This is a genomic window from Flavobacterium sp. MFBS3-15 (genome assembly GCF_026107645.2).
Taxonomy (GTDB): Bacteria; Bacteroidota; Bacteroidia; order Flavobacteriales; family Flavobacteriaceae; genus Flavobacterium.
The window spans coordinates 149,054-161,957 of sequence record NZ_JAPCHV010000001.1 but is presented as its reverse complement, the minus strand read 5'-3'; the positions used below and the strand labels follow the sequence as shown (position 1 = coordinate 161,957).

15 protein-coding genes are annotated in these 12,904 nt (G+C 44.7%); 5 read left to right on the top strand and 10 right to left on the bottom strand.

Annotation, left to right across the window (positions count from 1 at the left end; translation table 11 throughout):
- Positions 1-81: 81 nt before the first annotated feature.
- From OGH69_RS00845 to OGH69_RS00835, 3 genes are read right to left on the bottom strand one after another with little or no spacing between them, the layout of a single operon-like run.
- Positions 82-1,683, bottom strand: a complete 1,602-nt coding sequence (locus OGH69_RS00845) for an ABC transporter substrate-binding protein (RefSeq protein ID WP_265172536.1) — start codon at positions 1,681-1,683, stop codon at positions 82-84.
- A gap of 2 nt (positions 1,684-1,685) precedes the next feature.
- A complete protein-coding gene (locus tag OGH69_RS00840) occupies positions 1,686-1,982 on the bottom strand; it encodes a type II toxin-antitoxin system RelE/ParE family toxin (protein ID WP_265172535.1) in 297 nt (98 codons plus the stop codon).
- Positions 1,966-2,274, bottom strand: coding sequence for a hypothetical protein (locus tag OGH69_RS00835; RefSeq protein WP_265172534.1), 309 nt, complete (start codon positions 2,272-2,274; stop codon positions 1,966-1,968). The genes OGH69_RS00840 and OGH69_RS00835 overlap by 17 nt, the downstream gene beginning before the upstream one ends.
- 65 nt (positions 2,275-2,339) lie before the next feature.
- Here OGH69_RS00835 and mtaB point away from each other — a divergent pair, with 65 nt between their 5' ends.
- Positions 2,340-3,704, top strand: a complete 1,365-nt coding sequence (mtaB, locus tag OGH69_RS00830; RefSeq protein ID WP_265172533.1) for a tRNA (N(6)-L-threonylcarbamoyladenosine(37)-C(2))-methylthiotransferase MtaB — start codon at positions 2,340-2,342, stop codon at positions 3,702-3,704.
- Here mtaB and OGH69_RS00825 read toward each other — a convergent pair whose 3' ends face one another.
- From OGH69_RS00825 to OGH69_RS00805, 5 genes are all read right to left on the bottom strand, one after another.
- Entirely contained in the window at positions 3,705-4,595 is an 891-nt protein-coding gene (locus tag OGH69_RS00825; RefSeq protein WP_265172532.1) for a hypothetical protein, read from the bottom strand.
- 49 nt (positions 4,596-4,644) lie between these two features.
- Complete coding sequence (locus OGH69_RS00820) at positions 4,645-5,319, bottom strand: hypothetical protein (protein ID WP_265172531.1); 675 nt, start codon at positions 5,317-5,319, stop codon at positions 4,645-4,647.
- A 165-nt stretch (positions 5,320-5,484) separates the two neighbouring features.
- Positions 5,485-6,141 carry a class I SAM-dependent methyltransferase gene (locus OGH69_RS00815; protein ID WP_265172530.1) on the bottom strand — a complete coding sequence of 219 codons (657 nt, stop codon included), beginning with the start codon at positions 6,139-6,141 and terminating at the stop codon, positions 5,485-5,487.
- Positions 6,138-6,422, bottom strand: a complete 285-nt coding sequence (locus OGH69_RS00810) for a GNAT family N-acetyltransferase (protein ID WP_265172529.1) — start codon at positions 6,420-6,422, stop codon at positions 6,138-6,140. The genes OGH69_RS00815 and OGH69_RS00810 overlap by 4 nt, the downstream gene beginning before the upstream one ends.
- Positions 6,423-6,424: 2 nt before the next feature.
- On the bottom strand, positions 6,425-7,150 hold the full coding sequence (locus OGH69_RS00805; protein WP_265172528.1) for a pirin family protein: 726 nt from the start codon (positions 7,148-7,150) through the stop codon (positions 6,425-6,427).
- 116 nt (positions 7,151-7,266) lie between these two features.
- Between OGH69_RS00805 and OGH69_RS00800 the strand changes: the two genes are divergently transcribed.
- Positions 7,267-7,929, top strand: a complete 663-nt coding sequence (locus OGH69_RS00800) for an alpha/beta fold hydrolase (RefSeq protein ID WP_265172527.1) — start codon at positions 7,267-7,269, stop codon at positions 7,927-7,929.
- 218 nt (positions 7,930-8,147) lie between these two features.
- Positions 8,148-9,041, top strand: coding sequence for a lytic transglycosylase domain-containing protein (locus OGH69_RS00795; protein ID WP_265172526.1), 894 nt, complete (start codon positions 8,148-8,150; stop codon positions 9,039-9,041).
- A 181-nt stretch (positions 9,042-9,222) separates the two neighbouring features.
- On the opposite strand, the gene OGH69_RS00790 is transcribed toward OGH69_RS00795, so the two are convergent.
- On the bottom strand, positions 9,223-9,921 hold the full coding sequence (locus OGH69_RS00790) for a TlpA family protein disulfide reductase (RefSeq protein WP_265172525.1): 699 nt from the start codon (positions 9,919-9,921) through the stop codon (positions 9,223-9,225).
- A 77-nt stretch (positions 9,922-9,998) separates the two neighbouring features.
- Complete coding sequence (locus OGH69_RS00785) at positions 9,999-10,787, bottom strand: hypothetical protein (RefSeq protein ID WP_265172524.1); 789 nt, start codon at positions 10,785-10,787, stop codon at positions 9,999-10,001.
- 87 nt (positions 10,788-10,874) lie between these two features.
- On the opposite strand from OGH69_RS00785, the gene OGH69_RS00780 reads away from it, so the two are divergent.
- A complete protein-coding gene (locus OGH69_RS00780; protein ID WP_265172523.1) occupies positions 10,875-11,531 on the top strand; it encodes a hypothetical protein in 657 nt (218 codons plus the stop codon).
- An 89-nt stretch (positions 11,532-11,620) separates the two neighbouring features.
- Positions 11,621-12,688 (top strand): M48 family metalloprotease, encoded by a 1,068-nt coding sequence (locus OGH69_RS00775; protein ID WP_265172522.1) that lies wholly within the window; start codon positions 11,621-11,623, stop codon positions 12,686-12,688.
- The last annotated feature ends 216 nt before the right edge of the window (positions 12,689-12,904 follow it).

Below are 12,904 nucleotides of genomic sequence, written 5' to 3'. Positions count from 1 at the left end.
AATCTTTCAGTCTGGCAGATTCGATACGATATTTAGTTTTAAACAGTTCCATATATGCTGATCAATCAAAAATAAACATCATCATTCCTTCCTCACCCTCTTCAAAACCAGTAAATTCAACGGATTGATGCCCAACCCCGTAACATTGCTCCTTGTGAAACGGGAAGCTTTATCATAGAATAGCGGGATTACCGGTGCTTCCTCCATGACCAGTGCATCCATCCGCTTGTAGAGTTCGTGGCGTTTTTTATCATCGGTTTCAAGGAAGGCGGCTTCGTACAGCTTGTCGAATTGCTCATTTTTGAAATGGGTGTAATTCGGCCCGCCGGGAGAGAAATTCTTGCTGTAGAAAAGTGACAGGTAATTCTCCGCATCAGGATAATCAGCAATCCAGCTGGCTTTAAAAAACGATACTTTACCTGTAGATATGGACTGCGTGAGGGTCGATGGCGGGTTCACGTCGACCTGCATGTTCAGGCCAATCTTCTGCCATTCGCGTTGCAGGTATTCGGCAATGTCGAGGTAGGAAGCCGAAGTGCTCATCATAATCTTGGGGCTGCTGTCGCCCGTCTGCTTTTTGTAATCGGCTATGAGCGCCCTCGCTTTAGCGGGGTCAAAGCTATAACCTTTCGCCCCAAATCCTCCCAGTCCGGTAGGGATCATGCCGCTGGTCGCTCCAATGCCCATGTTGTTGCGCAGGAAGAGTATCATCTTGTTGCGGTCAAACCCGTAGTTCATTGCCTGGCGGATGCGCTTGTCCTTCACGGCCTTGTCGGCGCCATCAAGGCGAAAACCCATGTACTCTGTGTTGAGGTAGGGTCCTGTGATCATCTTTACGTCCTCTTGGTATTTGGGTGAAAGTTCGCCCTTGGGCGTCAGGATCTCGTCTTTATATGAGGGGTCGAGGCCGGATACAAAGTCTAGTTTACCTTGCACGAATTGCAGGAAACCGCTCTGCTTGTCGGGCAGGAAAGTGATTGCAACCGCTTCCATATAGGGTAATTGCACACCTTTTCCGTCCTTCTCAAAATACAGCGGGTTTTTGCGCAGCACCAGTTTTACGTTCTCTTCCCATATTTTGAATTGGAACGGCCCGGTACCAATGGGGTTTGAGCGGAAGTCATAGCCTGACTTTTCAAATGCTTCATGTGGTACTACCGAGGCATACTTCATCGTCAGCAACCCTAAAAATGCCGGGAAGGTTTTGGATAGCTTTATCTCGAAAATGGTATCGTTCACGGCATAAAATTTCTCAACGTTTTGCAATATCCAGCGGCCGGGCGCGGCAATGTCTTCATCTAAAAGCCGGTTCAGGCTGTATTCAAAATCTTTGGCAACAACCGTCCGGGTACTGTCCTCCCCGAAAAGCGCATTCTTATGGAAATATACATCATTCCTCAGGGTAAACGTATAGGTTTTGCCATCCGGCGAAATGTCCCAGGATCTGGCAATGTCCGGCTGTATGCCCAGGGTGTCGTCAAGCTGCACCAATCCGTTAAAAAGCTGGTTGCATACCCAGATGGACGGGCGTATTTTGGCGAATGCCGGATCCAGTGAGTTGACAGCAGCATTTTCATTATATCGGAAAACGAGTTGGTCGCGGGATTCTTCCTGTTTCCTGCCGCAGGAAAAAAGTAAGGTAAGAGAAAATATGGTGAATAATGATTGGAGTAGTTTGGTCAAGATTACCTGATTTTTTTGATTGGGTTTCGATATGTATTGAATACGTTGTCAATAATTATTCCTGTATCAATTATCCTATATAGTACAATGTATGGAAACTTTGGAACTTTAGCCTGACGGAAATTTTTATGAATAATCTTAAAAATTTCCGGATTATTATCTATTGATGCGAGGCACTTTTCTAATGAAAGAATAAAATAATCTCCAAGATCTTTTTGTACGGACTCATAGTAATCAAAAGCCTTCATAACGCTTCTGTTCGTATGGGATGAGTAGAAGAACTTATGCTTTTTTCTCATTAATGAGCTTTTTTAATTCAGCAGCATTATTTTTGATCTCTTCCCAGGTATAGCCCCGTTCTTCTCCCGAATCATATTTTGCTGCGCCTTCTTCAAGCATTAATTTCTGTTCATCCGATAATTTATAACCATAATTAACTTCTTCTTCCATAATCGCTATTAACTTTTCAATCACGGTACTGTCCTCCAATTGAGTTATCCACTCAATCAGTTCCAGTTTATCTTTTTGCAGTTGAACAGGTTGCATAAATAAAAGCGTTTGTGTTAAGTTACAAATATAATGATTGTACATTTTATTTACTGGCAAATTGTACGTAAATTTGCAGGCTTATTCGGAAAGCTTTATAGCTGATGCTCATGGAACAAAAGAAAAAAGTCGCTTTTTATACGCTCGGGTGCAAACTGAATTTTTCGGAGACATCCACCATTGCTCGCAGTTTCCAGGACGAAGGTTTCGACCGCGTTGATTTTGAGGAAACCGCCGACATCTACGTTATCAATACCTGCTCGGTGACTGAAAATGCCGACAAGCAGTTCAAGCAGATCGTAAAGAAAGCGCTAAAAAATAACGACAAGGCTTTTGTTGCCGCCGTAGGCTGCTATGCCCAGCTAAAGCCCGAAGAGCTTGTCTCCGTTGATGGCGTTGACCTGGTTCTTGGGGCTACCGAAAAATTCAAGATCACCGATTACATCAACGATCTTTCCAAAAACGACATGGGCAAGGTGCACTCTTGTGAGATTGCTGAAGCCGACTTTTATGTGGGCAGCTACTCCATTGGCGACCGTACCCGCGCGTTCCTGAAAGTGCAGGACGGCTGTGATTATAAGTGCACTTACTGTACCATTCCGCTGGCCAGGGGCATTTCGCGTAGCGATACGTTGGAGAATGTTCTGAAGAATGCCAGGGAAATTTCGCAGCAAAATATTAAAGAGATCGTACTAACGGGCGTGAACATAGGCGACTATGGCAAGGGCGAGTTCGGCAACAAAAAGCACGAGCATACTTTTTATGAACTGGTGCAGGAACTGGACAAGGTAGAGGGCATCGAGCGCCTGCGTATTTCGTCCATCGAACCGAACTTGCTCAGGAACGAGACCATCGAGTTTGTTTCGCAAAGCCGCACTTTCGTGCCGCATTTCCACATACCGCTGCAATCAGGCAGCAATGACATCCTGAAGCTGATGCGCCGCCGTTACCTGCGTGAAGTCTATACCGAGCGTGTCAACAAAATACGCGAGGTGATGCCGCACGCCTGTATTGGTGTAGATGTCATTGTGGGCTTTCCGGGAGAGACCGACGAGCATTTCCTTGAGACCTACAATTTCCTGAACGAACTGGAAATATCCTACCTGCACGTGTTTACGTATTCTGAAAGGGATAATACGCCTGCCGCTTCCATGCCGGGCGAAGTGCCGAATAACGTTCGTGCCAAGCGCAGCAAGATGCTGAGGGGATTATCGGTTAAAAAAAGGCGTGCGTTTTACGAAAGCCAGATAGGCACTACCCGTACGGCACTTTTTGAAGGCGAGAACAAGGAAGGGTATATCCACGGATTTACGGAGAATTACGTAAAAGTAAAAGCACCATGGAATCCGGAACTGGTGAATACGCTTCACGAAGTTACACTGACTAAAATCGACGAAGATGGTGCGGTGCGCATTGAATTCGTAAAACCTGTTGCGGAAAGCAGCAAAAGTGTTTTTGAAGGGTTGTCAGCTTAATTAAGGTTGCTGCACTTTTAAACCGAAGCAAGGGGCGATGAATGACTTTTTCCATATTTTTCTACCCATAAATTCTTCGTCTTTTTTAAGTTGTTCGTTCCTGTTTATCCATCCTTCAGGACCGTCGAAAAATTCATACTTATATAAATGGATGTATTCATCGGTTAGGAACATTTCAAAATCGAATCCTCCATTTTCGTCCGGATTACCATTTTTATCATAGCTGCCCAAGCCTTCAAGGGCTATATAAATTCCATCTGGTGGCAGTTCAACGCCATATTCAGCAAGATCTAGTTCAACCAGACCTTTTGCCTCTTCATCTAATGAATAAACAAGATCTTTAGTAAGGATGTCTTCTCCAGGAATATTTTCGGTTTCATGCTTACGGTATAAGTGCAGCCTATATATAGGCCGTCCTCTTACCTCAATTAATTTAAAGGAGAAAGACTTTATGAGTACAGGGACTTTAAATGGGTTTTCAATAAATTCTGCTATTTGTATAAATTTTCCAATCGAAAGATTACGCTTTAATTTAACTTTCTTTTTATTTATGTATCCAATTTCGACGCTCGCCTTACCATTGACTATAATCTCAGGAAGTTGTATCACAGTTTCCTTTAGATACAGTTTTTCCGTTATATTCTTCTTATCAAACTTTTTGGTTTCAAAACCAATACACGATATTTCGATACAGTCAAAATCCCGATATTGAAAATTTAATATACCATTTTCATTCGCATAGTCCCCTGTAACGGTTTTGTTTTCTTTGTAAAATATTACAGAAGCGAAATGGACAGGCTCATTGGATGAATAGTTAAGTATTTCAATGGTTTGGCTGTTTAACGACATAGTAGCAAAAAATGCGCCGCCAAGCAAATGTTTTATTTTCATGGATAAAAAATATACGGCCATATAATAATGGCCGTATTGTAAAAGTTAATTAAAATGTAATGATTTCACCAGTGTAGCTGCCGGGTGTAAGTGGATTTCCTGTACATTCTACATAAGCATGCACTATATTTCCTGCAGGAGAAGTCATGAATACTTCTTTTTCAGTGCCGCCAATCCAAAAGATGTAATGGGTTGCGTAAACACCGGCATAAGAATTTCCATTTGCATCAGGAGGACTACAGTTTCCATATCGCGTCACTTCCCATCCCCAAAATCCTGCAGGTGTCGCAACCGGATTTGAAGGCAAAGTAGGATTGAGTCCATGATTAAGATAGTAATTATTATGAGACATATCGTGCGACATTCTCGCAATACCCGTAGCAGTAACATTATATTCGGTTACTATTTTGTCACTCTTACTATTTTCATAATAGTAGTTTTCAGCGCCAACCTCAAGGATGTATCCTTCGGTGTTAACATCCACCCTTACCTGATAAGCATAAAAAGTTCTCCCTCGGTCAGTTATTACAACAGGTGTTTCACTCACAGTATATCCTCCTGGATAAAGATTGTCGAATAAATCCTCAAATTCTGATTCCCCACGTGAACGCATAGCAGAGGCGTTGTCAGTATCTGTCCTAACTGATTCATCGCTTGAACATCCTGTCATAACGACAATAGCAAACACAAGAAAGGAACATCCTTTCAAAAAAGAATATTTCATTTTAAAATTGGTTTGATTTGTTAATGCGTACTCATTTATTCAGGATTTTCCGCAATATTCCTGTCTTGCAAGCAATGTGAAATTAGATATAATTATTTTATTTTTAGAAACTTAGGTGTTTTTTTTTAACCTTTAATTAACAATAAAGTACTATCTTAAATAATGTTAATTATTAATTGAGTAATTAACTCCCAACACAACAACCCTTCCCTCGATCCGTAATTCCCCAAACCCAAATTCCTCTTTGATCCATTCAAATGCCTTTTCATGGTACAGGAACACATGGGTAGGGTCGGTTTTGTAGAACCAGGTGCCAAAGTCGCGGGTCTCCTCAAAGCGGTCGGTCATGATGTAGAGCTTTCCGCCGGGCTTCAGCAGGTTGCGCAGCTGTTCAAATTCTTCATACGGTTCCTTAAAATGTTCTGCAGTTTCGCTACAGGCAATGTAGTCATATCTTTCCCGGAGCAGCCCAGGGTAGTTATGGAAATACAGGTCGTACTGCACCACATCATAACCATCGTCGGTAAGTAATTTCAGTATGGGCGAACCCGTACCGGAACCGAAATCGAGCCCTTTATGTTCCGTTCCAAAATCGCTTATTACCGCATTAACAACCGGGCGCACGAAATTTTGGTACCGTATATCTTCAGGGTCGTTATTATGGCACAGGTAGTGTGCTTTTTCCGCTTCGGGCGAAAGGTAGTCTTTCGGGTGCAGGAATACCGAACGGCAATTGCTGCATTGCAAAAAATCGCGGGTAATCTGGGTATGGTAATGGCTGGCGGTACTGTTACATAGCGGGCAGTTGGGATTTTCCGTCATAGCCTGATACCCGGTGGGAGCATGTCCTTATACCGTGGGTTTTTCCGGAAAAATGCCGCAACCTTGGGATGCGTTGGCATGACCCGCAGCCTTTTTTCCTCGGCGATTTCCATGATTTCCTTCAATAGTTCGGTTACATTGGGTTCTTCTTCGATGCCTTCGGGCACGTTCACTTTTGTAAGGAACAGTTTGCGCTCCTGGATGGAGTACTCCACCGACAGCATTTTGCCGTCGACCGTAGTTTCAAACTGCCTTGAGAATTCATTGTCTTTTATTTCCATAGCTAATCTTTAAACTGCATTGGTACTTCAATGGTAAGTATTTTTGAAGGCGCTTTTACGGCAATCTCCAGGCTGTCGAATTCTACCGCGCCAAATGCATCGCGTTCATTTACGGCCTGCCCGTTAATTTCCAGTTCACCTTCTATCAGGAAAAGGTACAACCCATTCCCCGGAATTTTAATGTCATACGAAAAATTCTGCCCTGCATCAAAAAGCCCGAGGTGCAGGAATGCGTCCTGTTGTATCCAAAGGGCATTACCGTCATTATTATCCTCAGGTGACACGATGTTTACAAGGCTGTTGCGGCGGCTTTCCAGGTCAAACGATTTTTGCCCGTAGCGTGGGGTGACATTCTCCTTATTGGGGAAGATCCACAGCTGCAGTGTTTTGGCCCGCTCGGTCTGGCTGGCGTTCATTTCGCTGTGCTGTATGCCGGTACCGGCGCTCATTACCTGCACTTCGCCAAAGCGCACCGTTTCCTGGTTGCCCATGCTGTCGCGGTGGGTAAGGCCTCCCTCCAGCGGAATGGTAATGATCTCCATGTTTTCGTGCGGGTGTGTGCCAAAACCCATGCCTGCCGCAATGGTGTCATCATTAAGTACACGAAGCATGCCGAACTGCACCATTTCGGGATTGTAGTAATTACCGAACGAAAATGAAAAGTTAGCCTGGAGCCAGCCATGGTTGGCCGTACCCCTTCCGCTTTTCGGAAATAATCTTGACCTCATAATTTAGTGATAAATTAAAGCGTATGTAATAAGTTTCGGGTAAAAAGCTTTAATTTTATACAAATTTCGTAATAAAATTTGATTACGTATGCCATTCGTACGTTAAATGATGCCCGATGGAGAAAATCCCCGTTTATTTCATGCCCGGACTTGCGGCCAGCACTAAGATTTTTGAGAACATACAACTGCCTGAAGACCAATTTGAAATGTTCTTCCTTGAATGGTTCCTGCCTGATGGCGATGAAACCATTGAAGCGTATGCCAAACGCATGGCGCAAGGCATAAAACACGACAATCCCGTGCTGGTTGGGGTGTCGTTTGGGGGCGTATTGGTGCAGGAAATGGCAAAGTTGGTAAAGGCCCGAAAAGTCATCATCATTTCGAGCGTGAAGTGCAATGGCGAATTCCCCCGGCGGATGCGCTTTGCCAAAATGACCCGTGCCTACCGTTTTTTTCCTACCGGCCTTATGCAGCGCGTAGACTGGCTGGCAAAGCTGGCAGTGGGCAACAACATGATTACGAGGCGCCTGAACTTATATGAAAAATATCTGTCTGTGCGGGATAAGAAATACCTTGACTGGGCGTTTAAAACCATTATCAACTGGAATTGTACCGAGCCTGCCAAAGGTGTCATCCACATCCATGGCGATGCCGATGAGGTGTTCCCGCCCAAGTACCTAAAGGATTTCATTCCGGTAAAAGGCGGCACCCACATCATGATCATCAACAAGGCGAAGTGGCTCAATGAAAACCTGCCGCGGCTGATTTTGGCACAATGATTGGCCCTGTTTTTGTAAATTTACGTTGAATAAAAATTAAACCACATAGGTACATAGATTTGGAGGAGCTTTTAAAATGGGACTTTTTTGCGCTGAAGAACACAAAGTTGAAGCAAAGCTTCAGTTGCTATGTGTCCGTATATTGACCTTGTAAGGCTATGAAACCTATGTACCTATGTGGTAAATAAAATTAAAAGAAATCACTAAGACTATATACTATGAAACTGATCGAAAAAACCGGCGTTATAGCCTCAGTAGTACTGATAAGCGGGTTGCTTATCAACGGGATGCCCGAAAAGAAACAAACCGAAAAGGCGGAAGTGAAAAAGGAATTCCCTTTTCCGGATAAGATCGATTTTGCCGGCGAACTGGCCCCGTTGCAGATTGCCGACGTGCGCGAAAGGCTCGACAGGGAACTGCTTACCAATGCCAACCTGCATGCTACCACACAACTGATAATCAAAAGGGCCAACCGCGTATTCCCGGTAATGGAGCCGATACTTAAAAAATATGGCGTGCCCGATGATTTCAAATACCTTGCGGTCATAGAAAGCGGCCTGGTGAATGCGGTATCACCGGCGGGGGCAAGGGGCATCTGGCAGTTCATGCCCGAAACCGGCAAGGAGCGCGGCCTTGAGGTAAACGACATTGTGGACGAACGCTACCACCTTGAAAAGTCGACCGAGGCAGCCTGTAAGTACCTGCTCGATGCCAAAGCAAAGTTCGGGTCGTGGACACTGGCTGCGGCTTCCTACAACGGCGGTTTTGGCGGCGTGAACAAACAGATCACCTTTCAGGGAGTAGATAATTACTACGACCTCCTGCTGACGGAAGAAACCTCACGCTATGTGTTCCGCATACTGGCCCTGAAAGAGATCATGCAAAACCCTGCGCTGTATAATTTCGACCTGATGAAGGAAGAGCTGTATCCCGTGATCCCTACAAAACCTGTTGCCGTAACCGCATCAATTCCCGACCTGGCGGTATTTGCCAAAGAGCAGGGCATTAACTACAAGGTTTTAAAAATACACAACCCATGGCTGCGCGACCGCAAGCTGACCGTTGCGCCGGGTAAAACCTATATAATGGAAATCCCGACGAAGGGGTATTGATTTTTTGCCACGAACCTGTCCTGCGGCAGGCAGGGTTACACGAATTCCACAAATTTTTAATTGGAACGTGAATAGTATTTTGATTCCCTGTCATTTCGACCGCAGCGTAGCGGAGTGGAGAAATCTCTGAGATAAGGATTTGAGATTTCTCCTATCGTCGAAATGACAGAGCATCGGTGAATTAATTTCCTGCCAGCCTTTCCTTTGCCAGCTGCCTGTTCATGAGCAATTGCCCCAGGCCGTCCACCACCGAATTGTAATTAAGGGCATAGCCTTTTTTATAGTAGGTTTTTTTGGGTCCGACGGGCTTGCTGTCCCGGCGGATGTCGACCACTTTAAGGTTCTCATCTAAGTAAAAGGAAGTAGGGAAGCCCAGCGTATGCTTCATAGACGCAATGATGGGAGCGTCGTTCTTATATGACTCGTGCGCGTAGCAAACCGTGATGCGGCTGCCGAACTTGCGGGCCGTTTTTTTCATGTTCTCCCTGCGGTCCCAGAAAAGCACCACAAACTTTACGTCTTTTCCATATTGCTGTGCCAGCTTGTTGATGGCAGGTATCTCGCCGGGGGCCGGGACACACCAGGCAGCATAGGTTATAATTACAACAGGCTTGTCAACTTCGGCCAGCTTTAGCTTGCCGCCCCTGAATTTCTTAAAGGTATAATCGTCAAAAGTAGTACCCTCTAAGCGGTGCTTCACCAATGAATCAAAAAGGAATTTGCCTTTCTCCATGTCGCCTTTGCGATAGGCGCGGGCACTGGCATCTTTGTATTTTTTAAAATTTATTTTGATCGCATTGGAAAAATAAATGCTGTCGCCCTGGCTGTAAAGTGAGAGTGGAAGTAGTAGTGACGCTAAAATTAGTAATATATGTTTCATGATATTACTTATTTATAGCATAAAGTTACGGCGAATTATTTTAAGTGACTCATTTTAAGTGGATTATTTTGTTGGAATTAAAAGAATTTAAAAGTCCTTATAATCGCTCCGTCTTCCCCGGTTTCGATAATTTTATCAAGATTGTCGTTGATGTCATATTTAAAAGTGTATTTGATTGTCTCGAATCGCCAGGGCATGTCAGTAATGGATGTAAACTTATATCCTGTTTCTTCAGCATAATTAAATTGATACATGCGTTGCAGGACAACATTTTGACCCCTGTCTTGGAAAAAAGAGTATGATTGTACCCTGTCTGCTTTGTCATATTCCACTTTAGGAGTTTTATGAGTTTTAAGATGAGAGGCGGGATATATTTTTTCTGCTGCACCTGGTAATAATTTGGCGTAGCGAAAAAAGTAATAGAGTTGCTTCCTGATTTTGTGAGGATCACTATCATCGGGACCGTAATAGCTTAAAGTCTCCCTGGCAATACCATGACTGTCAGAGATTACAACCCGTTGGATTTTTCTCTTAACAGTGCATAAACCGGTTACGGTATCCGGTACAGGTATTTCCGAATATTCGTAGAGTAATTTTGTATCGATCAGCTTACCATCGATATCCAAATAAAATTTTAGTCTGCTTGTAGTTTCTATTCGTACATAAAGAGTATCATCCTCTTTTGAATAACTCCCCTGAACATCAATTTCACCAACATGGCCTTCAGTCGCCATACTGAATTTTCCATCTTTAAAAAAGTAATATTTCCAAATCGATTCGGCCCACATTCCGCGATACGCCTTTTCAAAATTTTGCGCGGCCAGCATATTGGATAACAGAAGTAGGAGTACGGTGATTTGTTTCATTGTCGATATTAAATATATAGATACTGTAACTCCAAAAGTATTGCAAAAGAAGCAGATTTTATATATTTGGATTCATAAATGACAACCATGCAATCCCAATACGTCACCTATAAAAAATTCCCCGATGCCCGTGAAGCAATGGCACTCCAGCATTTTTTGATCGAAAACGGCATAGAATCCCTTTTTGCCGACACCTCACCCGGAATAGGGAGTGCCATGACCGGCGATTATGGTAAAGAATATGAAGTGCAATTGAAACCTGAACAATTTGAAGCCGCCGACCAACTGCTCGAAAGCTATGCCGAAAGCATGATAGGCAGCCTGCCGGAAGATTATTACCTGCTGTCGTTTACCGATGAGGAATTGTATGAAGTGGTGCTGAAACACGACGAGTGGAATGAATTTGACTATGTGCTGGCGCGGAGGTTACTGGCCGGGCGGGGAAAACCGGTTGATGAAGCGGAAATACAACACCTGCGACAAAAGCGCATGGAGGATTTGGCAAAACCTGAAACAGATCAAAGCAGTTGGGTTTGGCGTGGGTATGGCCTGGCTTTGGCGGGAGGCTTTTTTGGCGTCATCACCGGATATGTATTGTGGACCTCCAAAAAAACATTACCTAATGGACAGGTAGTGCCGATGTATAGTGATAAAGACAGGATGCACGGCAAGATAATTTTATTCGTTGGAATATTGGTTCTTATATTGACTCTGCTTAAAATTCTTTTATATTCTGACAACTAACTGATTTAACATAGTTCAGGATCCTTGCACTACACTTTTTGGCAAACGTTTTGCGTTAGAGGAGTAAGAATCAGCATTATCCCTCTTACATGAAAACGATTAGCATAAAAACCTGTACCCTGATTGCAGCGTTGTGCTGCATGGTGCCTGCAATGGCTCAAAAAACTTTCGGTTCGGCCAGATACACCGCCATGTGCAGCTATTATGGCGAAACCATTTCGGGCGACATCACCGCCTATGAAGCCGGAAAGACCGCCGAAAAAGTGGTGAAGGACATCATGTCGGTCATAGGCCTCAAATCCAATTTTGAGCTGCGTGCCGCCAATGTGCCCAATGCCGCGGCGGTTATCCTGAAGAGCAAAAGGTATATATTATATAACCCCGGCTTCATGGACAGGATCAACTCGGCTACGGGTAACAAGTGGGCCGCCATCAGCATACTCGCGCACGAGATAGGCCACCACCTCAATGGGCATACGCTGGACAAGGTTGGCAGCCGCCCCCAAACCGAACTGGAGGCCGATGAGTTTTCCGGCTTTGTGCTGCGTAAAATGGGCGCAACATTGGAGGAGGCGCAATCGGCAATGGCGCTCATCGCCTCGATGAAAGGCTCACATACGCACCCCGCCAAGAACGACCGCCTGGCCTACATTGCCACAGGTTGGAAAAGTGCCGCAGAAGCAGGAAGCACTGCCACGGTGGCTGAAAGTACCCATAAGCCCGAATCAGTAAAACAGCCCGTAGCCGCGCGTAAAGCACCTTCGGTTAAAAAGCCTGCTGCCACACAGCGGCCGCTTGTTGCGCAACGTCCTGTTACCACTCAAAAACCTGTCGCTTCAGCGGCCGGCCGGTCCGTTAAGCCGCAGCCTTCGCGACAGCAGGACATCGATGCAAGCGCATCGTCCAATAAGAATGTGGTTTCGGATGCGCATTTCGACGCCAACCCTTATGGCAGGTATTACCTTACCCGCAAAGGCAACCTGGTGCAGGTGGCCAACGACAAGGTATACCTCATTGCCAGCCTCGAAAAATCGGACAGGCCGGGTTACAGGCTCATGCTCGACGACAAGGCATCCCCGGATAATATTTACATAGGTACCGGCGGCGCGTTAGTGAGCGCAAACGGACGGAAAATAGGGTATTTGCAAACGAGGTGAGGCAAGGCCCCTCCCAAAAGCTATCCTTAAAGGTATATCTCCAAAAATTAATTCCCTACGGGAAAATAATGTGTGGCGGGCAAACTTTGCTACCAAAATACATTCCCTAACGGGAAATAATGGTATATCAATTATCCCGGAGGGATTAAATTTCGGTAGAACCGGAATCAGTATATGATGATTAGTTTTCCCGTTAGGGAATTAATTTCGGTTCTC

Coding starts and splice junctions, on each gene's coding strand:
- OGH69_RS00840 (WP_265172535.1), bottom strand. CDS start 1,982: ATGAGAAAAAAGCATAAGTTCTTCTACTCATCCCATACGAACAGAAGC.
- OGH69_RS00835 (WP_265172534.1), bottom strand. CDS start 2,274: ATGTACAATCATTATATTTGTAACTTAACACAAACGCTTTTATTTATG.
- mtaB (WP_265172533.1), top strand. CDS start 2,340: ATGGAACAAAAGAAAAAAGTCGCTTTTTATACGCTCGGGTGCAAACTG.
- OGH69_RS00825 (WP_265172532.1), bottom strand. CDS start 4,595: ATGAAAATAAAACATTTGCTTGGCGGCGCATTTTTTGCTACTATGTCG.
- OGH69_RS00820 (WP_265172531.1), bottom strand. CDS start 5,319: ATGAAATATTCTTTTTTGAAAGGATGTTCCTTTCTTGTGTTTGCTATT.
- OGH69_RS00815 (WP_265172530.1), bottom strand. CDS start 6,141: ATGACGGAAAATCCCAACTGCCCGCTATGTAACAGTACCGCCAGCCAT.
- OGH69_RS00810 (WP_265172529.1), bottom strand. CDS start 6,422: ATGGAAATAAAAGACAATGAATTCTCAAGGCAGTTTGAAACTACGGTC.
- OGH69_RS00805 (WP_265172528.1), bottom strand. CDS start 7,150: ATGAGGTCAAGATTATTTCCGAAAAGCGGAAGGGGTACGGCCAACCAT.
- OGH69_RS00800 (WP_265172527.1), top strand. CDS start 7,267: ATGGAGAAAATCCCCGTTTATTTCATGCCCGGACTTGCGGCCAGCACT.
- OGH69_RS00795 (WP_265172526.1), top strand. CDS start 8,148: ATGAAACTGATCGAAAAAACCGGCGTTATAGCCTCAGTAGTACTGATA.
- OGH69_RS00790 (WP_265172525.1), bottom strand. CDS start 9,921: ATGAAACATATATTACTAATTTTAGCGTCACTACTACTTCCACTCTCA.
- OGH69_RS00785 (WP_265172524.1), bottom strand. CDS start 10,787: ATGAAACAAATCACCGTACTCCTACTTCTGTTATCCAATATGCTGGCC.
- OGH69_RS00780 (WP_265172523.1), top strand. CDS start 10,875: ATGCAATCCCAATACGTCACCTATAAAAAATTCCCCGATGCCCGTGAA.
- OGH69_RS00775 (WP_265172522.1), top strand. CDS start 11,621: ATGAAAACGATTAGCATAAAAACCTGTACCCTGATTGCAGCGTTGTGC.